Annotated in this window: 11 protein-coding genes and 11 tRNA genes; 1 reads left to right on the forward strand and 21 read right to left on the reverse strand. The window is 48.9% G+C overall.

Annotation, left to right across the window (positions count from 1 at the left end; all coding sequences use genetic code 11):
• The 10 genes from J2X75_RS30130 to ppc form a co-directional block, all read right to left on the reverse strand.
• A partial coding sequence (locus J2X75_RS30130; RefSeq protein WP_397384511.1) for an amino acid adenylation domain-containing protein occupies window positions 1–9,164 on the reverse strand: 9,164 nt, incomplete at its 3' end.
• 163 nt (window positions 9,165–9,327) lie between these two features.
• The gene (locus J2X75_RS30135; RefSeq protein ID WP_310343319.1) at window positions 9,328–9,450 is read right to left on the reverse strand and encodes a hypothetical protein; all 123 of its coding nucleotides are present in this window, start codon (window positions 9,448–9,450) and stop codon (window positions 9,328–9,330) included.
• A 444-nt stretch (window positions 9,451–9,894) separates the two neighbouring features.
• Window positions 9,895–11,178 carry a diaminobutyrate--2-oxoglutarate transaminase gene (gene ectB / locus J2X75_RS30140; protein ID WP_310343322.1) on the reverse strand — a complete coding sequence of 428 codons (1,284 nt, stop codon included), beginning with the start codon at window positions 11,176–11,178 and terminating at the stop codon, window positions 9,895–9,897.
• Between the two features lie 1,304 nt (window positions 11,179–12,482).
• A complete protein-coding gene (gene glmS, locus J2X75_RS30145) occupies window positions 12,483–14,315 on the reverse strand; it encodes a glutamine--fructose-6-phosphate transaminase (isomerizing) (RefSeq protein WP_076217241.1) in 1,833 nt (610 codons plus the stop codon).
• 750 nt (window positions 14,316–15,065) lie between these two features.
• Window positions 15,066–16,406 (reverse strand): phosphoglucosamine mutase, encoded by a 1,341-nt coding sequence (glmM, locus tag J2X75_RS30150; RefSeq protein ID WP_017692121.1) that lies wholly within the window; start codon window positions 16,404–16,406, stop codon window positions 15,066–15,068.
• Window positions 16,407–16,478: 72 nt separating this feature from the next.
• Entirely contained in the window at window positions 16,479–17,972 is a 1,494-nt protein-coding gene (locus tag J2X75_RS30155; protein ID WP_307541939.1) for a CdaR family protein, read from the reverse strand.
• A complete protein-coding gene (gene cdaA, locus J2X75_RS30160; protein ID WP_310343330.1) occupies window positions 17,965–18,801 on the reverse strand; it encodes a diadenylate cyclase CdaA in 837 nt (278 codons plus the stop codon). The genes J2X75_RS30155 and cdaA overlap by 8 nt, the downstream gene beginning before the upstream one ends.
• A 314-nt stretch (window positions 18,802–19,115) precedes the next feature.
• The gene (locus J2X75_RS30165) at window positions 19,116–19,730 is read right to left on the reverse strand and encodes a zf-HC2 domain-containing protein (protein WP_036614042.1); all 615 of its coding nucleotides are present in this window, start codon (window positions 19,728–19,730) and stop codon (window positions 19,116–19,118) included.
• A gap of 136 nt (window positions 19,731–19,866) precedes the next feature.
• Window positions 19,867–20,433: an RNA polymerase sigma factor SigW gene (gene sigW, locus J2X75_RS30170; RefSeq protein ID WP_017692117.1), complete on the reverse strand. Its 567-nt coding sequence runs from the start codon at window positions 20,431–20,433 to the stop codon at window positions 19,867–19,869.
• Window positions 20,434–20,693: 260 nt separating this feature from the next.
• Entirely contained in the window at window positions 20,694–23,486 is a 2,793-nt protein-coding gene (ppc, locus tag J2X75_RS30175) for a phosphoenolpyruvate carboxylase (protein WP_310343339.1), read from the reverse strand.
• 579 nt (window positions 23,487–24,065) lie between these two features.
• Here ppc and J2X75_RS30180 point away from each other — a divergent pair.
• Entirely contained in the window at window positions 24,066–24,407 is a 342-nt protein-coding gene (locus J2X75_RS30180) for a WGxxGxxG family protein (protein WP_091038383.1), read from the forward strand.
• Window positions 24,408–24,641: 234 nt separating this feature from the next.
• On the opposite strand, the gene J2X75_RS30185 is transcribed toward J2X75_RS30180, so the two are convergent.
• The 11 genes from J2X75_RS30185 to J2X75_RS30235 form a co-directional block, all read right to left on the reverse strand.
• Window positions 24,642–24,712: transfer RNA gene (locus J2X75_RS30185), tRNA-Gly, on the reverse strand.
• Window positions 24,713–24,723: 11 nt separating this feature from the next.
• A tRNA-Pro gene (locus J2X75_RS30190) sits at window positions 24,724–24,797 on the reverse strand.
• 15 nt (window positions 24,798–24,812) lie between these two features.
• Window positions 24,813–24,889, reverse strand: a tRNA-Arg gene (locus tag J2X75_RS30195).
• Between the two features lie 7 nt (window positions 24,890–24,896).
• Window positions 24,897–24,971 (reverse strand) — tRNA-Gly (locus tag J2X75_RS30200).
• Between the two features lie 10 nt (window positions 24,972–24,981).
• Window positions 24,982–25,062 (reverse strand) — tRNA-Leu (locus J2X75_RS30205).
• Window positions 25,063–25,068: 6 nt separating this feature from the next.
• A tRNA-Lys gene (locus J2X75_RS30210) sits at window positions 25,069–25,144 on the reverse strand.
• Window positions 25,145–25,153: 9 nt separating this feature from the next.
• Window positions 25,154–25,228: transfer RNA gene (locus J2X75_RS30215), tRNA-Gln, on the reverse strand.
• 9 nt (window positions 25,229–25,237) lie between these two features.
• A tRNA-Val gene (locus tag J2X75_RS30220) sits at window positions 25,238–25,313 on the reverse strand.
• 7 nt (window positions 25,314–25,320) lie between these two features.
• A tRNA-Glu gene (locus J2X75_RS30225) sits at window positions 25,321–25,392 on the reverse strand.
• A gap of 10 nt (window positions 25,393–25,402) precedes the next feature.
• Window positions 25,403–25,475, reverse strand: a tRNA-Thr gene (locus J2X75_RS30230).
• Window positions 25,476–25,478: 3 nt separating this feature from the next.
• Window positions 25,479–25,554 (reverse strand) — tRNA-Asn (locus tag J2X75_RS30235).
• Window positions 25,555–25,667: the final 113 nt, after the last annotated feature.

Below are 25,667 nucleotides of genomic sequence, written 5' to 3' on the forward strand. Positions count from 1 at the left end.
AACACGTCAAACGAGAAGCTGGCGAGCTGCAACAGCCTTACCGGGAACTGATCCAACCGGTATTCCCGCCGGTAGCCCGCCGCAGTGTTCACCAGGCTGCGGTGCTCAATCATTACACCCTTTGGCTTGCCCGTCGTTCCCGACGTATAGATCACGTACGCCAAGTCCTCCGGACAGGCTTCATAGCAGCTGTCCATGCCCACAACCTTCGAATGGCTCTCATTTCCGTCGTTCACAGCACCCGACAGCTCGCCGGAGACTTTACCGGAAACCATGCTGGAGCCAAGCGGTGCATTCTCCCGGTCTTCGCTGTATGACGTTTCGTCGTCGAGGTATAGTACCTTCGCCAGTGTCAGTTCCTCTTCGCTGAACCAGGCTTCAGCACGCTCTCGCAGCGGCGTTTGTGTCAGCAGCACCTTCGCTCGGCTGTCTTCAAGCATGAACCGCACGCGGTCTGCCGGATAATCCGGGTCGAGGGGGACATACGCCCCGCCCGCTTTCCAGACGGCCAGCACGGCCACCAGCAGGTCCACCGAACGCTCGGCGAGAATGCCAACAATCTCCTCCCGGCCGATTCCACTTGCTCGCAGCGTTGCCGCCAATCGATTGGCCCGCTCGTTCAGCTCCGCATACGTCAGCCGATCGTTTTCGTACACGGCAGCTTCCGCTTCCGGTGTGCGTTCCGCCTGTTCCTCGAACAGTCGGTGGAACGCGGCCACAGGAGCCACTTCCGATTGCGCCGGGTGAAACGCGCCGAGAATTTTCTCTTTTTCATCTTCCGTCAACATGTTCAGCTCAGCGATCTTTGCATTCGGATGGCTTACAATCGCCGCAAGCAAAAGTCCAAAATGAATCGACAGCCGCCGGATCGTGCTTTCTTTATAAAGAGCCGTTGCGAATTCAAAGTTGCACTCCAGTCCGCCATTTTCTTCCGTAACATCCACACTCAGATCGAACTTGGCCATACCATATTCGCTAGGGTACGGGGACAATTTTAGCCCTTCCAGCTCAAACTCTGACTCCTCCAGGTTTTGCAGGGAGAACATCGTGTCAAACAGTGGGTTGCGGCTCAAATCCCGGCTAACCTGCACTTTATCGACGAGTTCTTCGAACGGATAATTCTGATGCTCGTAAGCGCCTAAGGTCGTTTCTTTCACTTCTTCCAAATACGACAGGAAGGTCTTCTCCGAAGCCGGATAATTGCGGATCGCCAGCGTGTTGACGAACATTCCGATCAAAGGCTGCATGTCGCCGTGCGTTCTGCCTGCAATCGACGTTCCAACGATCAAATCATCCTGACCTGTGTATTTATGCAAAAGCACGGTATATGCAGCAAGCAACACCATATACAGCGTCGTTCCTCTTTGAGCGGCCAACTGCTTCAAGCCTTCATTCGTTGCCTCGTCCACGAAGGACGTCAGCGTATGTCCCTCATAGCTCTGTACAGCAGGACGCGGATAGTCCGTCGGCATTTCCAGAACCGGAAGCTCGCCCCGGTAACGGTCCAGCCAGTAAACTTCCTCGCGTTTCAATTGCACTTTTTGCTCGTCCGATTGCTGCCATACCGCATAGTCCTTGTACTGAATGTGCAAAGGCTCTAATGACTCACTGCCATACAGACGAACGAGTTCCTCAACGAACACGTCCATCGAAACCCCGTCGGAGATGATATGGTGCATGTCAAACATCAGTAAATAACGTTCGTTTGCCAGCTCTACGAGCTCGGCACGCAACAACGGTGGCTTCGCCAAGTCGAAAGGTCGGATAAAAGCCTGCACGACTGCAGACGCATCTTCCTCGTTCGCATGACGGCACACGACGGCAAAATCAACGCTCTCGTAAATACGCTGTACCGCTTCGCCTTGTACGATCTCAAATCCGGTTCGCAACGTTTCATGTCGTTTGATCAGTCCGCAGAAAGCTTTCTCCAGCAAGCTATGGTCAATCGATCCTTCGAGCAGCAGCACACCCGGCATGTTGTAGCTCTGATCGGCTCCTTCCAGCTGATTCAGGATAAACAGTCGCTTCTGAGCTGAGGAAAGTGGATAATACGCTCTTTCATCTGCCAGCGGAATCGACGAGAATAACTGCTCTTCAATCCGGGAGAGGGCGAGAGCCATCTCTTCGATCGTTGAGTAGCGGAATACGTCGCGCAGAGGCAACTCGACGTTCAACTCCTGATGAACCTTGCTCACCAATGTCGTTGCCCGCAGGGAATGGCCGCCCAAGTCAAAGAAGTTGTCATGAATCCCGATGTGCTCCAATCCAAGCACGCTTTTCCATATTTCAGCCAAGCTGGCTTCCAACGGAGTCCGAGGCGGAGTATGTCCTTCGCCCGGCTGCAAGCTCTCCTCAGGTGCCGGGAGGGAGCGGCGGTCAACCTTGCCGTTCGTTGTCAGTGGAAGCCTTTCCAATTGGATCAGGTACGCCGGGATCATATATCCAGGAAGTTCCTGGGAAAGAACGCTCTTCAGCTCGGCCGCCGGAAGCTCACGGTCCGCTTCATAATAGGCGCAAAGCTGCTTCTCGCCGGAGGCGTTTTCCCGTGCGAATACCGTCGTTTTCCGAATTCCCTCCACTTTCTGAAGCTGAGCTTCGATCTCGCCCAACTCAATACGGAAGCCGCGGATTTTCACTTGGTCATCCGTACGCCCCACGTATTCAATCGTGCCGTCCGGTAGCCATTTCGCCAAATCCCCTGTCCGGTACATGCGCTCTCCCGGCACAAACGGATGGTCCACAAATTTCTCCGCCGTCAGCTCCGGCCGGTTATTGTAGCCCCGTACCAAGCCTTCTCCGCCGATGCAAAGCTCCCCGGCCACGCCGATCGGCAGAAGTTTATTCTGGCTGTCGACGATATACACCGTCGTATTGCTGATCGGCCGTCCGATGGGTACGGTAACCGCGGATTCATCGACAAAGTCTACTGGAAGGTACGTGGCATAAACCGTGCTTTCCGATGGGCCGTACAGGTGGTTGAGCCTGCCCGGTCCGATATGAGCGAGCGCTTTACGCACATGGCCGATCGACACGCGCTCTCCTCCGAACAAAATCGCCCGGACATCCCGCAGGCAGTCGACGTTCATATCCACAAGGACGTTGAAGAAAGCCGTCGTAATCAGCATGACCGAAATTCGCTCGCGCTGGATGTGATCCGCCAGCTGGCCGATCTCCAGCAAAGTCTCTTGGGGAACCAGCACCAGCCGTGCCCCGTTGGTCAAAGCGCCGAAAATATCAAAAATCGCTCCGTCGAACGAATAGCTCGAAAGCTGGAGGACATGATCCCGCTCAGTGATGTCGATATAATTCGTATTTCGCACGATCCGCACGATATTGCGGTGTGAAACAAGGTTGCCTTTGGGCTTGCCCGTCGTGCCTGACGTATAGATGATGCAAGCCAGATCTGTCGCTTCGTTGCCCAGATTTAGATTTGTGCGGTCCTCGTGATAGAAGGACTCGTCATCCAGTAAAATCACGGAGTAAGAACCCGCCAGGCGCTCGCGCAATCGACTTTGCGTCAGCATGACCTGCGCACCCGAATCCTCGATCAAGAAACGGATACGCTCCTCGGGATATTCCGGGTCAATCGGTACGTAAGCCGAACCGGCTTTGTGTGCCGCCAGCATTCCCACCACCATTTCGATGGAACGCTCAGCCATAATGGCGACCAGACGGTCTTTGGATATCCCGTGGCTACGCAAGGTACGAGCAAGGCGGTTAACGCGTTCGTTCAGCTCGCGGTAGGTCAGCTCTTGCCCATTCAAGGAGATGGCAGCTGCATTCGGGATGCGCTCCGCCTGCTCTTCGAACAATTGAATGAGCGTTTTCCCGCGCGGAAATTCCGTTGTGGTGTCGTTAAAACGTCCGAGAAGGTCAGCCTTTTCCGCCGCCGTCACAAGTTCCAGCTCTCCCACGGTAATTTCCGGGTTATCCGCCACCTGCTCCAGCAAATGAACGAGATGCCCCTTGAGCCGCTCAATACTATCTTTATCAAACACTTCGGCGTTAAAGTCGAACCGAATTTCAATCTCGTCTCCCGGCACCACGGTGACGTTGAAGTTATAGTTTGTCTGCTCCTCCATCTGAACATCGGCAATCGTCAGGTCGCCGTGCTGCTGGTCCCCCGCCTGCTCCATCTGCTCATCCACCGGATAGTTCTCAAAAGCGATGATATGGTTGATCAGGTTCTGCTTTTGCACGCTGCGGGCCTGAATTTCATACAGCGGATAGTAATCATAACGCCCGGACTCCAGCGCCCGCTCTTGAAGCTTCGCCATCAGGTCGGCGAACACGGTGTCCGCTTCACTCGTGACCCGGACCGGCACCGTATTGATGAACAGCCCGATCATGGACTCAATACCCGGGATTTCCGCCGGTCTTCCGGCCACGACGCTGCCGAATACGGCATCGTTTGTTCCGTTATATTTTTGCAGCATCACGCCCCAAATAGCTTGCAGCAGTGTATTGACCGTAACCAGGCGCTGTTTCGCCACCCGGTCCATCCGCTCGCTCAAGTCCTTGCCCAGCTCGGCGGTGACGTGATCAGCCGTAAATCTGCCGTTGGGCGCCAGTTCCTTTTGTCCGGGGAGTACGGTTTGCCCTTCATAACCTGCCAGGAATGCCATCCAATAGGCTGATGCCGCCTGATTGTCCTGTTTCTCCAACCATTCGATATAGGCGCCATAATCCGATCCCTTATCTCCCGCTGACTGCTCGCCGGATGCCAAGGCCGAGTATGCCTCAAACAGCTCCTGCGTAAGCTGAGCCAGGCACCAGCCGTCCATCAAGATATGTTGAAAACTCCACAGTACATGATAGCTTTGCTCTTCGGTACGCAGGATCGTGAACCGAACGAGCGCGTCATGTTCCATGTCGAAGCCGCGAAGCTTGTCCTCCTCGGCCTTTTTATCCAAGTAAGCTTGTTTCTCGTCCGCCTGCAAATGAAGCAGTTCTTCATATTCAAAACCGACCGGCTTGTCGCGGTATATGATTTGCAGCGGCTCGCCCGCCGGTCCTTTCACAAAATTCGCCCGCAGCACCAGATGACGTTTCGCAAGTTCCATCCAACTCCTCTCAAAAAGCTGGACGTCGAGCGCTCCCCGCATCGTAAACCGCGTCTGCTCAAAGTAAGCTGCCGTTTGCCTGTCAAGCGCGCTGTGGAACCACATACCCTTCTGCATCGGCGTAAGTGAGTAAATATTTTCGATTTCCCCGAGATGGCCCGAGCGCTGGGCGATGTGCTCCAATTCTGCAATGGTCAAGCCTTTAAATTGCACGTCGCTCGGCGTCAATTCAGTGGTTTCTTTGCCTGCACAGTGGATAATGAGGTCTCGGAGACTTTGCTCAAGCCGCTGAGCGAGGGCTTCCATCGTTTCCTTGCGATACTGCTTCCGGCTGTAGCTGAGATCGAGCGATAAAGCGCCGTCCAGCACCATACCGTTGATATCCAGCACAAAGCTGCGGGCCTGCCGGTCGCTAGCCGGGCTGCCGCTGGAATAAGAAGATATGCCGATCTCGTCCTGGTTGACATCATCGTCGAACTGGCCGAGGTAGTTAAAATTAATTTCCGGCTCTGCGCCCCAAACCAAGCCATCCTCCGATTTCGAGAGATAGCGGCATATGCCGTACCCTAGCCCCTTGTTCGGAATACGGCGCAAGTTTTCCTTGACCTGTTTAATCTGATATGCCAAATTTCGGTCGGTTTCCGGCTCCAGGACGACTGGAAACTTGGTCGTAAACCAGCCAACTGTACGCGTGATGTCGATATCCGTTCCGATCGATTCACGTCCGTGTCCTTCGAGATTGATCCGCACCCGTTCGTGCCCCGTCCATTTGCGTAAGGCTATTCCGAGCGCCGTTACCAAAATATCATTCATTTCGGTGTTGTAGGCACGGTGAACCCGCTTCAGTAGCAGCTCCGTTTCTTCGGGAGTCAAACGAACAAACAGCGATTCGCTGTCCTGCTGCGTCGTAACGTCCGGCTCCATATCCTTCGGCACGGCCAGAACCTCCATTTGTTCCACGGCCTGCCAATAGGCCCGTTCCTTTGCCATCTCCGGGCTTTGCGCGTAAGCAACCAGCTGCTCGGACCAAGTGCGGTACGCATCTGTTTTCGCCGGGAAACGAATTTCCTCGCTTTTGCCAGTCTGCTCGTAACCTAGAGCGAAATCCTCCATCAAAATGCGCCAAGACACGCCGTCTACCACGGCATGATGAACCGCAAGCAGCAAATGATCACCGTCCTCGCACTGGAACAGTCCCGCCTTCATGAGGGGACCTTTCTCCAAATCGATGCCCGCTTGAATGTCCGTTGCCTTCGCTTCCACAGCCTGCGTGGGATTCTCCGCATCCTTAAAGTCGAACACGTCCAGCGTGAACAGCCCACCATCCTGAATCGCTCGGGTTAACGCACTAAACCCTTGTTCCGTCTTGCAGAACACCATTCGCAAGGCGTCATGATGCTCGGCCAGCTTTTGCAGCACCTTATACACTGTCTCTTCGTTGAACCGTTCCTTCCGATAAAACATCACCGACTGGTTGAAATGATGCGGGTCCGCAAAGGAACTCTCGAAAAACCAATGCTGAATCGGCGTCAACGCCGTTTCACCCGTTATTTCGCCTTGATCGATGGTACGTCTGATCGGTTTCACATGCAGGCTGAGCTGTGAAATCGTCGGATATTTGAACAAATCCCGGATTTCCAGCTTGTACCCGGCTTGATGAAGCCGCGAAGATACTTGAATGGACTTGATCGAGTCTCCGCCCAGCTCAAAGAAATGATCCGTTACCCCAACACGATCGGCGTTCAACACCGCCTGCCACACATCAGCAAGCGTTCGCTCAACTTCATTGCGGGGAGCTACGTACACGCCGCCGGTCAGTGCGTTTCCTTCCGGGGCAGGCAAAGCCTTACGATCGATTTTGTCGTTCGGCGTGAGCGGCATCCGCGGAAGCTGAACAAAATGCGCCGGAATCATGTAATTCGGCAATTTTTGCGCCAGCGCCCTTCTCAGCTCGCCGAGCGTAAGAGGGAGACTCGCGACCAGGTAAGCGCACAGTTCTTGCCCGCTTTTGCCTTCCCGCGCGATTACAATCGTCTCCTGCACGGAGTCGATCTTCAGAAGTTGCTCTTCAATCTCACCGACCTCGATTCGGAATCCACGGATTTTCACCTGATGGTCGATCCGGCCCAAGTACTCCATATTTCCGTCCGGCAGCCAGCGGGCGAGATCTCCTGTCCGGTAAAGGCGTTCTCCCGGCGCAAACGGATGTTCCACAAACTTCTCTGCCGTCAGCCCCGGTTGGTTCAGGTAACCTCTCGCAAGCCCCACGCCTGCCACGCACAGCTCGCCGTCCACTCCTGGAGGCACAAGTTGCAGGTGGGCATCCAATATGAAAATCTGATGATTAGCCAGCGGGCGCCCAATCGGAATGACTCTGCGTTCCGGCTGTTGCTCATCCGCATCCCAAAGCGTCGTAACAATCGAAGCTTCGGTAGGGCCGTAAGCATTGAAATAATGGACCTTCGCTTTCCACTGCTGCACGAATTCGGCCGATACCGCTGAACCTCCCGTTACAAGCTTTGTTAAGCTGGGAAGACGATCCGGGTTCAAATGAGCGCTATACGTCGGAGGCAGAATCGCCGCCGTAATCGCATGCTCGTTCATATAACTCTCGAACAGACGAGTGTCGAGAATTGTCTCGGCCGTCGGGATGTACAAAGCCGCGCCAAAATAGAGTGCTTTGAAAACTTCCCAGCAGGATGCGTCGAAGGACAAGCTCGCAAATTGAACGATCCGGTCTTGCTCCGTGATGCCCAGCCTGTCTGCGAACATCAGCTTCAAGCTGACCAAACCACGATGCTCCAGCATGACCCCTTTGGGTTTCCCCGTTGTACCTGACGTATAAATGACATAAGCAAGATCGTTTGGACCACTGGCCGCCTCCAAGTTCGAGCCATCGTCGCTATAGGCTTGTTTATCATCTAGCGCCAATACGGTCCCTTCGAACGGGACTTGCTGTAACAGCTCTCTTTGAGTCAGCAGCAGCTGCGCGTTCGAGTTCTCCAGAATGTAGCGGATACGTTCTTCCGGGTACTCCGGGTCGATCGGCACGTAGGCACCGCCAGCTTTCAGAACCGCCAGAATGCCAATGACCGTCTCCAGCGATCTCCTGACCATCAGGCCTACCAACTGATTGGGCAGCACACCGACCGATCGTAGCGTACGCGCCAGCTGGTTCGCCCGTTCGTTCAACTCTGCGTATGAAAGCCGCTGCCCCTCAAAGACAACCGCAGTCGCCTCGGGCACACGCTTCGCTTGCTCCTCCACAAGCTGATGAATCGTCCGATCACGAGGATAGTCCTTCTCGGTATCGTTAAAGCTTTGCAGTAATTGAAATTTTTCGTCCTCCGACAGCATGTCCACTCGCACGATGTCCAGCTCCAACTCATGAAGCCCCACGGACAGAAGGTGATTCAGATGGCCGACGACCCGAGTCATGAACTCGGAGTCATATAAGTGCTCGTTATATGACAGCGCTAGCTGTATCGTCCCGCCGGTTAAACTGAATTCAAAGGAACAGTCTGTGACCACGTTTTGCCCAATTTCGTCCAGATGCAGCTCCTTAAGGGATACTAGCGTATGGACAAAGGGTATCCCTTCTGCATATTGCAGATCCAGCTTCTCCGTCATTTTTAAGAACGGAATATGTTGATGCTGAATCGCTTCCGGCAAGGAAGTCCTCAGTTCGCTCAGAAGCGTTTTAAAAGTTGCCCCCACCGAAAGCGAGTTTTTCAAAATGACCGTATGATTAACGGATCGACGCGTCTCCCCCTTTTTCGGCACAACCGGCATGCCGACCAGAATGTCTGAAGCTCCTGTATATTTATGCAAGAGTGCCTGAACACCGGCGAGCAAAATCATATAAGCAGCCAGCGGAGCACCCTTGCTCATTTGAAGGACGCGCTGCGCCGCTTCCTCCGAAAGCGAACCGCCAACGGTTTTCACATTGGGCACCAGGGAGTTTGGAGCTTTGCTGTAAGGCAGCCGAGTCAAGGTATAATCGTCACTACCGAATTTTCCGTTCCAAAACAACGTTTCTTTTTCAAAAGCCATCTGGATCGTTCCCCTCTCTTCATCGGTAAAAGCAATCCGGCAGAGCATATGCCGAAGCAACGCTCCCCTCCTTTTCAAACATCTGACAACAACATCAATGGCTTGCGCAATATCACCGCTTCAATTGCCCGGTTGATCGCATGCGGCAATCCTCTGCCTACCAGCTGTCCCACTCGGCTCCCATGCATAAAGGACAACAACAAGCATCGTTCTAAGCAAGAGATGCGGTTACTTCGGACTCCTCTGCTTCAATACGATTGCTGCGGACGAGCCACCCGAAGACGGGATTTGGTTTAACATGGGATTCGGAATTGGATTTGGGGATAGACGACAAGGAATGTTCCTCCTGTCGATGTAAGGCTTGCCGCAGGGTTCTCCAGCCGCCCAGCAGGAAGTCGACCGTACCTCCTGATTTGGCACCCGAGCTGCCTTTGACGAAGCCTATGTTTAAGGGGTATTGATACACTCTATGTACGATTTGCTTATTCCCCCACAGCCCTGGTGTGGATAAGTAAAGATTCGACTGCGGGGTAGTGAGCTTTTCCTGACGATTAAATTGAACGAGGGTACTGCATGAGACTCAAGGAATACTCCGTATGGCACGAACAGTACTGCCCTTGGATTGCCGGAGAATTCCATGCTGATTGACGTTACCACAGGTAGCATGCAGAGAAAGTCTTCCACTGAGGAGAAAGCGCTACCTTAACATCAAGTCCGCACGCCCTCCGGAGGGCACTTTCATGCCTCTTGCCGGGGGCGGCCATCGGCTTGGCCAAGCTTAGGTCGTTACTAACAAATCCTTGGTCTCCTGAGAGATCACCTGCTGCATACTGGACTTGATAATTGCGCAGCCAGCGGCCAGATGCTCCATCGAGACGGTCAGCGGAGGCATGATCTTCAGTACACAGTCTCCTCTGCCGGCTCTTTCAATGATGAGCCCGTTCTCGAAGCTGATATCCGTCACCCGCTTCGCCCCGGCTTCATCCATGAACCCCGAGACGTCAATGCCCCAGATCAGGCCCAGTCCGCGGATGGCGATGGACGGATGCAGAGGTTTGATTTCTTGATCAAGGAACGAGCGCACAAACTCTTCCTTCTGTTTCACCTGAGCTTCCAGTTCGGTTCTGTCCCGGTACTCGAGAGCAGCCTTCGCGGCCACAAAAGCCAGCTGGTTGCCGCGGAAGGTGCCGTTGTGCTCGCCCGGCGTCCATATATCCAGTTCGGGCTTCAGCAGCAGCAGGGACATTGGCAGGCCGTACCCGCTGATCGACTTCGACAGGGTAATGAGATCCGGCTCGATCCCCGCACGTTCGAAGGAGAAGAATTCGCCTGTCCGGCCGCACCCTACTTGAATCTCGTCTGTAATGAGCAGAATATCGTGCCTGCGGCAAAGTTGCTGCAACTCGCGTAGCCACTGCGCGTCGACAACGTGAATTCCGCCCTCAGCTTGTACCGTTTCAAGCAGGATCGCGGCCGGCTTGTCGATTCCGGAGTGCGAATCAGTCAGGATATTCTCGATATAGCCGAGCGTATCCATTTCTGCGAAAGCCCCGCTTGGGTGCGGCATGAACGTAACTCCGTCCAGAGGAAGCCCCGCCCCTTCTCTCATGGACTTGGAGCTTGTCGCCGACAGACTGCCGAGCGACATGCCGTGGAAGCCACCCATGAATGCGAATATTCCACTTCTCTTCTTCGCCTTGCGTGCGAGCTTCAGGGCCGCTTCCACCGCATTCGTCCCTGTTGGACCGCAGAACTGAAGCTTGTAATTCAGCTTCTTCGGCTCCAAGATCCGCTCAGAGAAGCTCTGGATGAATTCACGCTTGGCCATTGTATACATATCCAGACCGTGCATAATCCGGTCGGAGGTCAAGTAATCGAGAACCCGGTCTTTAATATAATCGTTGTTATGGCCGTAATTGAGCGCCCCGGCACCTGCAAAGAAATCAATATATGCTCTTCCGTCCTCAGAATATAAAAGGTCTCCCTTGGCCCGGTCGAATACCACCGGAAAGCTTCTGCAGTAAGATCTTACGTTGGATTCCAGCTTTTCAAAAATGCTCACTCACTTCATCCTCCATCGGAATTGGGATAAGGTTGGCTCCATCTTTCTGAACCTTCCTTTCTGAACCTTCTGACGTCATGGAGCAACATATTCTAGGCTGTCATTTTCCACAATTGTTGGTCCCCGCATGCCGGCTTGTTGGTTAGCCAGTATACTGGTCTCTCGCACACAGCTTGGGTGGGTATAAAAAACCCTACAATTCCATTTATTAGAATAATAGGGAATAAGACCTAGGTTGAATTATATCAAAATTTACAAGAATGTATAGTGATTTTTTTGTTAAATTTAGTCATTATATTGTTAAATTTGGTTCATAAAACATAATGTGTTAACATTTTTCGTTAAAAAAGTGTTTGGAAAAGAAACATTGGGAATGATTTGACATCAATCGAGGAATTCGGCGAGTGTTGACATTCAGCCATTTAACAAGTAAATTTGGTATATATTCCCTTTAAATATTCTTTGCCGGTTTTCCGATTCCTTGTATTTTGTAATAACTTAACATGATTACCTGACCAATTTCTGAAAGTCTGGCTGGAAACTGGCCACAGCGTCCGCACGGATGGCAGCCGACATAGTTTTGTATCACGCCTTCTTTTCTGCACCTCTGTTAGAGTAAAGGGTAAATATATTCTGCTCCTCATTAAACCGTACGTGAGGTTTTCCCTTATACGCTATCCGATGTCCTTCACTCATTTACATGAAGATTACAATAGCGTTCTGAATCCAAGTTGAACGGACAATGATTTCACTTCGTGTAATAAGCTTCTTCATCGAGCGCATTGTTACTTCTTGGCATACCATTTTGTAAGTTGCTGAAAGATGTACCAGTCACGTTCAGTCATCTTCCTTTATCATTCAAATGATCTTTTATGCCCGATCCGCATCCTTATTGGAGATATATTTGCACTTAGGAGTTGCGATTGTTAATGACTTTCTTTAAGAAGTGATTTCATTCTTGCTCGAAGAATATTTCAAATGTAAGAATTACAAAAAGATACTCTTCCTAAGTTACTCTATAATCTGGGTGGATTTTCGTAAATGAATGACCGCAATTTACAATGCACAAACACAAATAAGATGGTTCTAATATTCAAAACCACCCTCCTGAAACATCAAAAAAGTCCTGATGACTTAGAGTCATCAGGACCATTATTTTGTTCATCATACTTTATTAGTTTACTGAATCTATTGATCACCCCGTTGTCCATGGCATCGGACAACAGTTCGTATAGTTCCATGCTTTTGTTAATGGTTCTACACTTATTTATCATTGGACAATAAACTGATTTTTATAGAATACCTTACTCAACCGTTACACTTTTCGCCAGGTTACGTGGTTTATCCACATCATGACCCAGTGCCAGGGAAGCATAGTATGCCAGCAATTGCAGCGCAACTACAGACAAAGCAGGGCTAAGCAGTGGCAGCGTCTTAGGAATCGCAAACGCTTGGTCTACGGATTTCAGCAATGGTGCTACGTGCTCTTCGTACGTAATTGCCAATACATCTGCGCCACGTGCTTTTACTTCCTTAATGTTGCTCACTGTTTTCTCAAGTACGTTCTCCTGCGTTGCCAGGGCAATAACAGGGATACCGTCTTCGATCAAGGCAAGCGTACCATGCTTCAACTCACCCGCAGCATACGCCTCAGAGTGAATATAAGAGATCTCTTTCAGTTTCAACGATCCTTCTTGAGCTACTGCATAGTCAAGACCACGACCGATGAAGAAGAGATGTTCATGTTTGGAGATTTGCTCTGCATATCCTTTGATTGCTTCCGCTTGCTCCAACATGGATTCCACTTGTTCAGGCAATGCTTGCATCGCTGCCAGCGTGTGTGCAATCTCTTCTGCAGATTGAGTACCACGAACTTGTGCAAGGTACAGACCAAGCAAGTTGAAAGCAATCAACTGCGAAGTATACGCTTTGGTAGAAGCTACTGCAATTTCAGGACCTGCCAATGTTGCGATAACATCATCTGCATCACGTGCAATGGAGCTGCCCACTACGTTTGTGATTGCCAGTACATGTGCACCATTGGATTGTGCTTCACGCAATGCAGCAAGCGTATCGGCAGTTTCACCGGATTGGCTCACTACGATTACAAGTGTATCTTTGTGCACAATTGGGGAACGGTAACGGTACTCGGAAGCCACATCTGTTTCAACCGGAATACGTACCAATTGCTCAATCACTGTACGTCCAACCAGACCTGCATGGTACGCTGTACCACATGCAATAATTTGAACGTTACGGATATTTTTAATTTGTTCTTCAGTCATTTTCAACTCAGGAAGTTGAACTTTTTTGCCTTCATTATCGATGCGACCCAGCATAGTATCACGATATGCTTTTGGTTGCTCATGAATTTCTTTCAGCATGAAGTGCTCGAATCCGCCTTTTTCTGCGGTTACAGCATCCCAATCGACACGAATCATTTCCCGAGAAATAAAGTTGCCTTCAATCGTCATCAATTCGACAGCATCATGTGTCAATACAGCCATTTCACCATCATTCAGAATGTACACGTTACGTGTATGTTCCAGAATTGCAGGGATGTCTGAACCAATGAAGTTCTCGCCTTCACCAATACCAATAATCAATGGGCTTGCTTGACGCACAGCTACGAGTTTCTCAGGTTCATGCTCTGTCAATACACCCAGTGCAAATGCGCCACGCAACAACGTGATCACTTTTTGTACTGTTTTGACGATATCACCATTGTATTCACGTGCGATCAGGTGAGAGATAACCTCAGTATCTGTCTCGGAAGTGAACGTGTGACCTTGAGCCATCAATTCGTCCTTCAGATCCAGGTAGTTCTCAATAATACCGTTATGCACAACAGAGAACTTCTGGCTTCCATCCGTGTGTGGATGAGAGTTCTCATCCGATGGTTTACCATGAGTTGCCCAACGTGTGTGTCCGATTCCGGCATTACCTACCAGTGGTGCACCATCCAGCTTGGCTTCAAGATTCGCAAGACGACCAAGAGCTTTCGTGATTTGCAGACCTTCCGGTGTAAATACCGCGATACCTGCAGAATCATAACCACGATACTCAAGTTTCTTCAATCCTTCGACCAATACCGATTGAGTGTTCTTATTACCAATATATCCAACAATACCGCACATAGTTTATTTCCTCCGTTTGTATATGAATACTGTGTCACGAAGAGAAACAGGCAGAGGCGGCATATCGGAAAAATGAGTGATTGCCTAGCATTTCATGAATACTTGGTACTTATTCAATTATCAATGATCAGAGCGACCTCGTGTCGCCCCGCTGTCATCATAAGCTGTTATGAATGCAATCATGAATGTACATCATTTTCCCGTCCGCGTACTGTTTACGCTCTTCACGCACATTCATTTGAATTTTAGTTTAACTCTTGCACCTGCACCGGCGCGTTGTGTGGACAGTCACCTATCCATTTTCCGCAATCCGGTTTACGGCTCTGGTGCTTCACCGGGAGGTCCCCGCCGAACAATCCGAACACCTCCACCTCGTCAGCTTGATTGCCGTTGATCTTATATCAGCCGTTCTTCAACCTAGAAGAAATCCTGATCAACATCATCCCGCGCAACTCCAAGCTCTGGCGCTTGTGTAACTGTAACCTTACGTTCCTCACTTTCTGTGTCTGAATGACGACTCCACTCATTATATGCACGTCAGGTCCATTTTGCAATGGAGCAAAGTACCTGTGACAATTTTAGCATATTTACCTACAATCCCGACCGGATAAACGGACCTATGGTCTCATCAGGCCGGGACGCAGGAATATCCATGCATAAGTCCTAAATCTTGTTATATTAAGCCTCGTTCCACACAACAATTCCCATAAGAAAACCGTATGCAGAAGGTATCTCTTACATCTCCCAGTCCTATACCAGTTCTTTTTGCACTACATCTGCGATTTGAGACACAAATTGTTCAAGTTCGTCTTTATCTGGTCCTTCCGCCATAACACGGATCAGAGATTCAGTACCTGAAGCACGAACGAGTACACGTCCATTATCGCCGAGTTGCTGTTCTACAGTAGCGATAGCTTGCTCGATTGCAGCATTGCCCTCGTATTTGCTCTTATCTTCAACACGCACATTCACCAATACTTGTGGGTACTGGGTCATTAGCGCTTTTAGTTCACTCAGTTTTTTACCGGAAGCCTTGAGCGTATCCACGAGTTGAATCGCAGTCAGCATACCGTCTCCAGTTGTATTGTAATCCAGGAAAATAACATGGCCAGATTGCTCTCCACCCAAGTTGTAACCGCCGCGACGCATTTCCTCCATAACATAGCGGTCACCTACTGCCGTTTTAGCTGTTTTCAGTGCAAGTTTCTCCGTTGCTTTGTAGAATCCGATGTTACTCATAACAGTTGATACAACAGTACTGTCCTTCAACTTCCCTGCACGATTCATCGCATCACCACAGATACACAGAATGAAGTCTCCATCCACCTCAGCGCCTGTCTCATCAATAGCAATCAGACGATCTGCATCCCCGTCAAAAGCAAGACCCAGATCTGCTTTATGTTTGAGTACTTCTTGTTTCAGGTTCTCTGGATGAGTTGATCCACATTGCTCATTAATATTCAGGCCGTTAGGCTCAGCGCCAATGGCAATGACTTCTGCACCTAGCTCACTGAACAATTTAGGTGCCAGTTCATAAGCTGCTCCGTTTGCACAGTCCAAAACAATTTTAAGTCCAGAGAACGACTCATTTACAGTCGTTTTCAGGAAGTCGAGGTAACGATAACGAGACTCTTCATCTGTCGTTACAGTACCCAACCCGCCACCAACTGGCCGTGGCAATTGATCTGTCTCCGCATCCATCAGTTCTTCAATCCGGTTCTCTGTTTCATCAGACAGCTTGAAGCCATCTCCACCAAAAAACTTGATTCCGTTATCTTCAACCGGATTGTGGGAAGCCGAGATCATCACGCCCGCGTCAGCTTTCAACAAACGTGCAATATACGCCACTCCCGGAGTGGATACAACGCCCAGACGGATCACATCAGCGCCAATGGACAACAGACCTGCAACCAGTGCGGATTCCAACATCAATCCCGAGATACGAGTATCCATGCCGATAACCACTTTTGGTCTTTCCACACCACCTGCAAGCACGTAACCACCACAACGTCCAATGCTGTAAGCCAGCTCTGCCGTTAACTCTTTATTGGCAACCCCTCTTACACCGTCTGTACCAAAATATTTCCCCATGATTTAACTCCTTCTATTCGCATCATATACGAGCACTATTATTATTTTTTGAGAATTTTAAAATTAGAACGTTTACGGATTCGCGCCACTTTTACTGCCAGTACCGCTGTTATTATTATTTAAATTACCTCGACTGCTTGTGCTCTCCTGTTGGCCCTGATCCTGAGTATCCGTATTCGATTCCGTTTCTTCTTCATCAGGAACAGGCTCCGTTTCCCCGTTTTCGACCTCGGCTGGTGAAGGGTCAGGTGCTACCGTTCCCTCGTCAGTCGGATCTTCGCTAGGAGTAGTTGTGGTGTCTTCAGCCTTTTCGCTAATTTTGACCGTCGCACTCAATGCAGTGGATGATTCATCCAGTTTGGCATAACGGGGCAGGTCGGCTTCAAGCTTGATCTCATGCGTTCCGACCGCAAGTCCAGTGAGATCCCCGGTCAACGTGAGATCATCACTACTTAGACCCTCAAGCATACTAGCTGAGCCTGTGAGTGTGAGGTTCAGACCTCTGCTTTTAGGCGTAACCAGCGTCCCTTCCAGTCCATTCCCCGCACCGGTAAGTGTGATGGGGACGTTCGGAAAGACTTTGGTTGTCTCCTCTGCCTCGTCAAATGGTGATATGGCTACCTTGATCTGAATCGAACTAGGCTCGATTTTCTCAAAACCGGAAGGCGGCGTCAAGTCCACGTTAACTGTCGATGTACCCGACTGATCAAACTGTGTAAGATCAAGGGTTACTTGGTCGTAGGACTGTATACCCGCAAGCGCATCCTCTGATCCATAAACCGAGACTTCTTTCACGCTTGGCTCTACCGTGGAGAGTACCAGGCCTTCCGGAAGCTGTCCCGAATATTTGATTCTTAAGGGTACAGATGTATAGGGCTGATTGACCGGAACTCGGACTTCAACCGTTTGAGGTGTTATAATCGCATTTTCAAGGACCTTACCTTCAGCATCGTATGCTTGAAGTTTCACTTTTTTCTGTATGACATCTTCCTTGGCATCTTTCACGCTCACACTGCCCTGGACCTTCGCTACGGCCTCGAGTTGCCCTTCGGGCAGAGTTACCTTAACCGGCGTCGAAGGTTCAATTACGGGCGTTCCAGCGCTGTATCCGGCGGATGGCTCCCCTTCGGGTACAATATTCACATTGAAGGATTTGGTGCCCAATTTTTCTACATTCACCGTAACCATGGAAGGTTCCATGCTGACTACTTCTACCCCGGAAGGCAAATCAGGTACAAGTGGCAGTGTATTGGACCCATCTTTCACCTGACTCAGATCGACCAGTACCTTGTAATCATCATTCGTAAAAATCGATGTTAACATCGAGCGCTGTCCTTTGATCTCCAGCCGGACCTCATCCGTACTTAATGAAGTAAGCACATAGCTGTTGCTGTCTAATCCATAAGGTTGAACAGGCACCGTACGTTCCACAACCTTGTTGGTTGTCCCTGTTGTAATCGTAGGGGTGGTTGGTACTTCATCCAGATGAATCATGAACCAGAGCAGTAGGCTCACCGCAAGCGCAAGTATTTTGGCAAAGTTATTATTGTTAAACCACTTATCCATTGTTACGTCCTCCCTTCCGTTTCCAGAAGGTTGTCCAGCCATTCTTTTTCAGATTGGATGTAGGGCGCAACTCCTCATACAGTTTGGAAATCAGCGATTCTTCCTTAATATCACGAACGACCTGCCCATTCATTGCCAGTGACACTTGTCCTGTCTCCTCGGAGACAACCAGACAGATCGCATCTGCAACTTCGGTAATCCCGATTGCTGCACGGTGACGTGTTCCCAATTCCTTACTGATAAAAGGATTCTCTGATAATGGCAAATAACAAGCTGCCGCCGAAATCTGTTTTCCCTGTATAATAACGGCTCCATCATGGAGCGGTGTATTTGGAATAAAGATGTTAATCATCAGCTCCGAGCTGACCAGAGATTGCATCTTAATGCCCGATTCCGTGTAATCGTTCAGACCCGTTTCACGTTCAAATACGACCAAAGCGCCAATTTTACGCCGTGACAAATAATTAACTGACTTAATAATCTCACCAATTAACACGGTTAATTCTTCATCACTCGCTGCCGCTGAACGTCCAAACAGCTTACCGCGTCCCAATTGCTCCAGGCCACGACGCAGTTCCGGCTGAAAGATAATGAACACCGCAACAACACCAAACGTAAACATCTGGTTCATTAACCATTTGAGCGTATACAGGTTTAGCCACGTACTTAATGCCCAGATCAGCACAAGGAACAGAATCCCTTTCAGGAGCTGAACCGCACGTGTCCCCCGCACAAGCAAAATCAGTTTGTACATAATATAGGTAACGATCAATATATCGATAACGTCCTTAATGGACTCTGTCCACGTTAAGTCAGCAAAATAATTCATAAGCCAGCCCCCGCTATCCCCATTGATGAGTAAACCCTGATCTCATATTAACCCATTAGGATTTTATATAATCCTTTGTCTCCGCGTTTCTGCATCATTCGATTTGTGCAAAATGCGTATCTATATGTAGTAGTATGTTCTCTTTAGTATCTAGGTTATAACGTTAACGTTCAGGTTGCAAGTTACGGCAGTCTCAAACTGCACATAAACATCACATTTACCATGAATTACAAAGTTTGCGTATAAAAAAAGAGTACCCCATGCAATCTGGAGGTACCCTGCTTGGTATATACCATTGAAGATTTTACCCTGTTCTAGCGATAAGCCACTTCATTTACCATATTGGTTATTTTGTACCAGAACCAGTCCAGCGCCTGATCAATACTTTTCACCTGACCTGAAATATGCGCTGTTGAAGCCTGAAACAGTTGTCCGTCGATAACCGTCAGATTGCCGTTCACATCACCATATACTTGTGCGGTTCCATTTTCTATCGTAAGATCGCCAGCAATTGACTTACCTTCAGGAACAATAACCGTGTTACCCTGAATCACGATCTGGTCCAGATTATTTCCCTTAACAACCATTTCGTTATTCTGATTCCAGAAATTCAAGGCGCTAAAGAGCATCACGACCAAAAAGAAGGCTGCCGCCGTCAGCGCGGGATGTCCTTTGACCCATTTGAGCCATGCTTGCTGTCTCTTGGGCTGGGGCAGAGCATTCATAATTCGATTGGTCAGCTCATCAGAGGCAGACGGTGAATAGTGTTTCATGGCAAAGAGTAACATTTCCGTCTGTTCCAACTCTTTAAAGCGCATGCGACAATCCGGACAGATCACAAGGTGACTTTTCAGTTCAACCTTCTGGGCCGGGGACAACGACTCATCCAAACATTCATGCATTAAAGAGACGGCCGAGTTGCAATCCATATGAGAGCCAATCCTTTCTTAAATCACTTAGTCCATGTGCCATTAAAAAGCACGCATAAGACTTGCATACATTACATACGCATCCGTTTCGGATATGTTTCAAATAATTTCGCCCATATTTAAAGGCGTTTAACATTTATAACTTATACTCCAATTTTTTACGTAGAAAATCACGGCCCCGATGAACACGTGTCTTGATCGTTGTTACGGGCATACCTGTCACGTCACTGATTTCCTGTAGGGACAAGTCCTGTAAATATCTCAGAATCATAACGGACTTATACTTGGCTGGCAAACTGTCAATGGCCTCACGAATGAGTGTCTGCGTTTCTGACAGGAGTGCTTCACTCTCCGGTGTACGATCATCACTCGGGAGCATCGCATAACCATCAGATCCTTCCTGGTCATTCAGTTCAGCATCCAAAGAGTATGAAGGTTTCTTTCTGCGCAGTCGGTCAATACACAGATTCGTTGCGATCCGGTAGATCCAGGTTGAGAACTTCTGGTTCGGATCGTACTTCTCCATATTACGAAACACACGCAAAAACGTCTCCTGCACAACGTCTTCAGCTTCATGACGATTGTTCAGCATCCGGTATGCCAAATGAAATAGCTTGTCCTTATATAGTTCAACGATTTCTGCGAAGGCTCTCTGGTCGCCCTTGAGCACCAGTTTCACAAGCCTGTTCTCCAAATTGTCCACCCTTATTCCCCCAGACATGCTGATGGGTCTTCCGTCTTCTGATACCCGTCCACACTTGTAATTCACCAATCAAATCGTAAATCAACTTTGGTCAAAAATCAAGACTGTATGACAAATATCCGCCAAAAACAGTAAAAACGGGAACTCCCGCAGGAGTCCCGTTTCATCTCTCACTCCGTAGAGCAGAGAATGGAGCTATTATTCAACAACGTAATGGGTACTTTGTTACATATAATCATTCATATGCATCAATTCAATAATCAACCTGTATTACGCAGCCCTGCAGCGATCCCATTGATTGTCAGCAGCACTTCTCTGAGCAGTTCCGTATCATCCTCACCACGTTCACGCATATCTCTAAGCTCGCTCAAAAGTTGAACTTGCATGTAGGATAACGGATCCACATAAGGGTTACGAAGACGAATGGATTCTTGAATAACCGGTACATCATCCAGAATTTCAGCTTCTCCAGTAATTTTCAGAATCAGCTCTTTTGTGAGCTTGAATTCGGCTTCGATCTGACCGTATATGCGATCACGGGCTTCCTTGTTTGAAGTCATTGCTGAATATTCTTTGGCAATTACTAGGTCCGCCTTAGCAACGGCCATCTGCACCGTATCAATCAGCGTGCGGAAGAATGGGAAGCTTGCATACATTTCTTTTAGGACAACCAGATTTTCCTCTTTATCCTGATAGAAACTTTGTAGCCCTGTTCCTGCCGCATACCATGCCGGAAGCAGATAACGACTTTGCGTCCATGCAAATACCCAAGGAATTGCTCTCAGATCTTCGAACTTGTCGCTACCTTTCCGCTTGGACGGACGTGAACCAATATTCAGTTCACCCACCTCTGGAAGCGGTGTGGATTCCTTGAAGAAGGTAAAGAAGTCCGGATCACGGAAAATCAGATCCTGATATTTCGTCAGGGATACTTCCGAAATCTCTTTGATGATGCTGTCCCAATGACGCTCGGATTCTGATTCTTGCGGCTCAAGACCATTCAGTGCTGCTGTAATCAAAGCAGAAGTTGCCTGCTCCAGACTACGGTATGCGATCCCTTGAAGGGAATAACGAGAAGAAATAACCTCTCCCTGCTCTGTAATCTTGATGCCTCCGCCAATGGTATGCGGTGGTTGAGCAAGAATACTGCGATTGAGTGGCATGCCGCCACGTCCAAGAGCTCCGCCACGTCCATGGAAGAACTTCAGCTTAACGCCATGTTCATTACCTACAGCCGTGATCGCATTCATTGCTACACGCAGTTCCCAGTTGGCTGTAACCACTCCGCCATCCTTGTTACTGTCGGAATAACCTAGCATGATTTCATGCAGTTCATTCCGTCCTTTTACGCTTGCGCGGTATACAGGAAGGTTGAACAGCTTCTGCATAATGTCCGAAGCCGCATGAAGATCATCAATCGTTTCAAACAGCGGTACCGCTTGAAGTGTAGCTACAACCTCACCATTGTTTCCTTTGGTGAATAACCCTACTTCCTTGGCAAATACCATAACCTCCAGCAAGTCACTTGCGCCCTGCGTCATACTGATCAGGTAACTTGTGATACAGCCGGTCCCAAATTCGTTCTGGGCACGCTTAATGGTACGGAAGACATCCAGACACTCTTTGGTTCCCTCCGTGTATTGGTGATAAGGAGAAGTAAGAGGACGCGGATCATCCAGCAAACGAGCAAGCAGATCGATTTTACCGTCTTCAGTTAGACGCGCATAATCTTCTACAATGTTCATTTTCGCCAAAATCTCCGACATCGCATTTTCATGTTCCTGACTGTGCTGACGCACATCCAATGCTGCGGTATGGAAACCAAACAACTCGACTTGACGAATCATTTTGCGAATAGTTGTATCCGCTACGTAATCGGCAAAATGATGGCGCAGACTTCGATCAATAATCATCAGATCATCAATCAAATCCTGAGCGCTATGATAACGGTCAGCCTGACCTAATTTGTTCTCATCCAGTACATTGTTCAACTTGGCAATCATATAGGCCAATTTGATGCGATATGGCTCTTTTTCATTCCGCCACATATCCACTTTTTTCAACGTTACACAACTACGGTCCTGCTCAATAGACTGCACCAGCTCATCCGATACGTGGATGATGTTCGTGCTGAAGCTGAGATGGCCCATAAGTTCAATCATAATCCGTTGGTATTCACGCAAAGCGAGCTTGCGTTGCATCAACAACGTCTGCCATGTTACATCTGAAGTTACCGAAGGATTTCCATCCCGGTCTCCACCGATCCAGGAACCGAACCGCAAATACGTCGGCACATGCCAGTCATGGTCAGGATAAAATTTGTTCAGGCAGCGTTCCAGCTCCTGATATACATCCGGAAGTACGTGGAACAACGTTTCATGAAAGTAATACATCCCGTTCCGCACTTCATCGAGTACAGTCGGTTTGCGGTCGCGAAGTTCATCTGTCTGCCAAAGTGTAATAACCTCATTCAGCAGTTTCTCACGCAACTGTTCACGTTCACGCAACGTCAGCGTAGGATTATCAAGTAGCATGACATCTTCGGATATCCGTTTATGGATGTCCAGAATAACCCGGCGCATGGCTTCGGTTGGGTGAGCTGTCATAACGAGTTCCAACGACAAATCGTCGAGAATCTCTTCCACCTCTGTATGAGACAGTCCACGTTCCTTAAGATCCTGTACTGCTTTCTCAATCGATCCTGGCTGCACAGCGTCCCCTGCAGAACGTTCATAATCCCGTTTACGCCGGATCCGATGGTTTTGTTCAGCAATATTAACTAATTGAAAATAAATAGCGAAAGCCCGAATAACCTGGTGACGATTGTCCGAGTCTAATTCCTGGATCATCGTTTTGAACTCTGCATAGAGTTCTGGCAGAAATTCTGCACGCAACGATTTGCTCGTTTCCCGAATCTTCTCAACGATATCTAGAAGCTCCGTGCCGCCTTGATGGACAAGAACTTCTCCGAGTATATTGCCCAGGAACCGCACGTCTCGCCGAAGCAGGTTGTTGGATTGGCTTTTGCTGGCGGTTACCATAGTTTCAGTCATGCTTATCCTCCCATCTGATCGTTCCATTCGTACACGTAAATTTGACACCTTCATAACATCATACAATAAAATGGTACGAAAATCTTTATTTTTCTACTAGAAAAAATGGGGATTATCCCCGATTTACAGCACAAAAACACGCTTTTTTATTCATTTTCTTGTTCTGCTTCAATTAATGGTCATATGCTGTCGCATGATACCTTTTTCACGTACTTTAGATAAATCAAATGTCTCATACCTATGCTTAAAAATTTATAAATATACAGTTACTTTAGATATGATTACATGGTACCTGATCGTAAGGTTAAACCGCATAATTTCATTATTTGAGAACAGATGATATACAAAGAAACATGACCGGCAAAGCAAGCTTTTGTATACTTTACCACAGTGACGCAATAAATTAAAGATGTAATTATAAATTTCTTCCCACTACAAGTCTGCTTATTAGGGGAGGTTCTTATGTATGTTCCTAACCTACTGTAAACGTAGGGATATCTTAACAGTTCATTTCTACATAATGTTCTTAGCTTTTTGGGCAGATTAATCTATAGCTCTTACTAAAAAGGAGGAATCCAAATGATGAAGAAAGGTACAACAATTATTGCTTCCGTGCTTCTGGTGGCCGCGATGGCTGGCCCTGCTGCTGCTGATGGTCAAATGTCCAAAGGAATGGATACCAACACTAACGGATCACGTGTCCGGTCTTATCAGGACACCAACTACATGGATCGCACAAACACCAACCTGAACATGGATGGAAACTACCGCAACAATGGTGACTATCGTACCAACAGTGTTCGTGCAAACGCCACAACAACCGACCGTGACAACGGCATGGATTGGGGCTGGCTCGGTTTGCTGGGATTGCTTGGATTAGCTGGCATGCGTAGAAGAGTGACGGATCACAACGAGCGTTAAATTGTACTCACGTCACGTTACAATAGCTGCTACGTCTTAGAAGCAGCTCACCCACAGAGATAAACAGAAGAGCCAAGACCTCCCTATTTGGATTGCAAAGGGGTCTTGGCTCTTTTTTAATTAAACCTGTACTGTACCTTACATAAAATATTATATAAAATAACTGCTAATTATTACGTTAATAAAAATAAAAAAGCCTCTGCATCTGCAAAGGCTCTTTCATTATATCCTGTAAGCGGGTGATGGGAATCGAACCCACGCTATTAGCTTGGAAGGCTAAAGTTCTACCATTGAACTACACCCGCATAAACAAAAATCGGGATGACACGATTTGAACATGCGACCCCCTGGTCCCAAACCAGGTGCTCTACCAAGCTGAGCTACATCCCGATACTAAAAAAATAATGGCGCGCCCTGAGAGATTCGAACTCCCGGCCTTTTGATTCGTAGTCAAACGCTCTATCCAGCTGAGCTAAGGGCGCAAAATATTGGAGCGGAAGACGGGAATCGAACCCGCGACCCTCGCCTTGGCAAGGCGATGCTCTACCGCTGAGCCACTTCCGCAAATAAAGGATGCGCGTGGAGGGACTTGAACCCCCACGTCAAAGACGCTAGATCCTAAGTCTAGTGCGTCTGCCAATTCCGCCACACGCGCATATGATGGTGAGTCATGAAGGGCTCGAACCTTCGACACCCTGATTAAAAGTCAGGTGCTCTACCAACTGAGCTAATGACTCATACTAAAATGGCTGGGGATATAGGATTTGAACCTATGCATGACGGAGTCAAAGTCCGTTGCCTTACCGCTTGGCTAATCCCCAATAAAAATATGGTGGAGGCTGAGGGGATCGAACCCCCGACCCTCTGCTTGTAAGGCAGATGCTCTCCCAGCTGAGCTAAGCCTCCAACTATATGACCCGTAGGGGATTCGAACCCCTGTTACCTCCGTGAAAGGGAGGTGTCTTAACCCCTTGACCAACGGGCCCCATTTCCAAAGCTCTCAACCGGGATCGAACCGGTGACCTCATCCTTACCATGGATGCACTCTACCTACTGAGCTATGAGAGCAAATGGCTCCCCGAACAGGGCTCGAACCTGTGACAACTCGATTAACAGTCGAGTGCTCTACCAACTGAGCTATCAGGGAATAATATGCATTTGCAGGGCAAATGCAATTCATCGTACAACGTCCACATGCAGAGCCTGTTTTCTATGTATGATGAAAGAGTTCGCTTGGCGGCGTCCTACTCTCCCAGGACC

The sequence above is a fragment of the Paenibacillus sp. 2003 genome (genome assembly GCF_031455635.1).
GTDB classification, from domain to species: domain Bacteria; phylum Bacillota; class Bacilli; order Paenibacillales; family Paenibacillaceae; genus Paenibacillus; species Paenibacillus amylolyticus_B.

What these genes read in the sequence shown, in the direction of transcription:
- glmS (WP_076217241.1), bottom strand. Translation starts at nt 14,315, where the DNA reads ATGTGCGGTATTGTTGGATATATTGGTAATAAGAACACTCAATCGGTA.
- glmM (WP_017692121.1), bottom strand. Translation starts at nt 16,406, where the DNA reads ATGGGGAAATATTTTGGTACAGACGGTGTAAGAGGGGTTGCCAATAAA.
- J2X75_RS30155 (WP_307541939.1), bottom strand. Translation starts at nt 17,972, where the DNA reads ATGGATAAGTGGTTTAACAATAATAACTTTGCCAAAATACTTGCGCTT.
- cdaA (WP_310343330.1), bottom strand. Translation starts at nt 18,801, where the DNA reads ATGAATTATTTTGCTGACTTAACGTGGACAGAGTCCATTAAGGACGTT.
- J2X75_RS30165 (WP_036614042.1), bottom strand. Translation starts at nt 19,730, where the DNA reads ATGGATTGCAACTCGGCCGTCTCTTTAATGCATGAATGTTTGGATGAG.
- ppc (WP_310343339.1), bottom strand. Translation starts at nt 23,486, where the DNA reads ATGACTGAAACTATGGTAACCGCCAGCAAAAGCCAATCCAACAACCTG.
- J2X75_RS30180 (WP_091038383.1), top strand. Translation starts at nt 24,066, where the DNA reads ATGATGAAGAAAGGTACAACAATTATTGCTTCCGTGCTTCTGGTGGCC.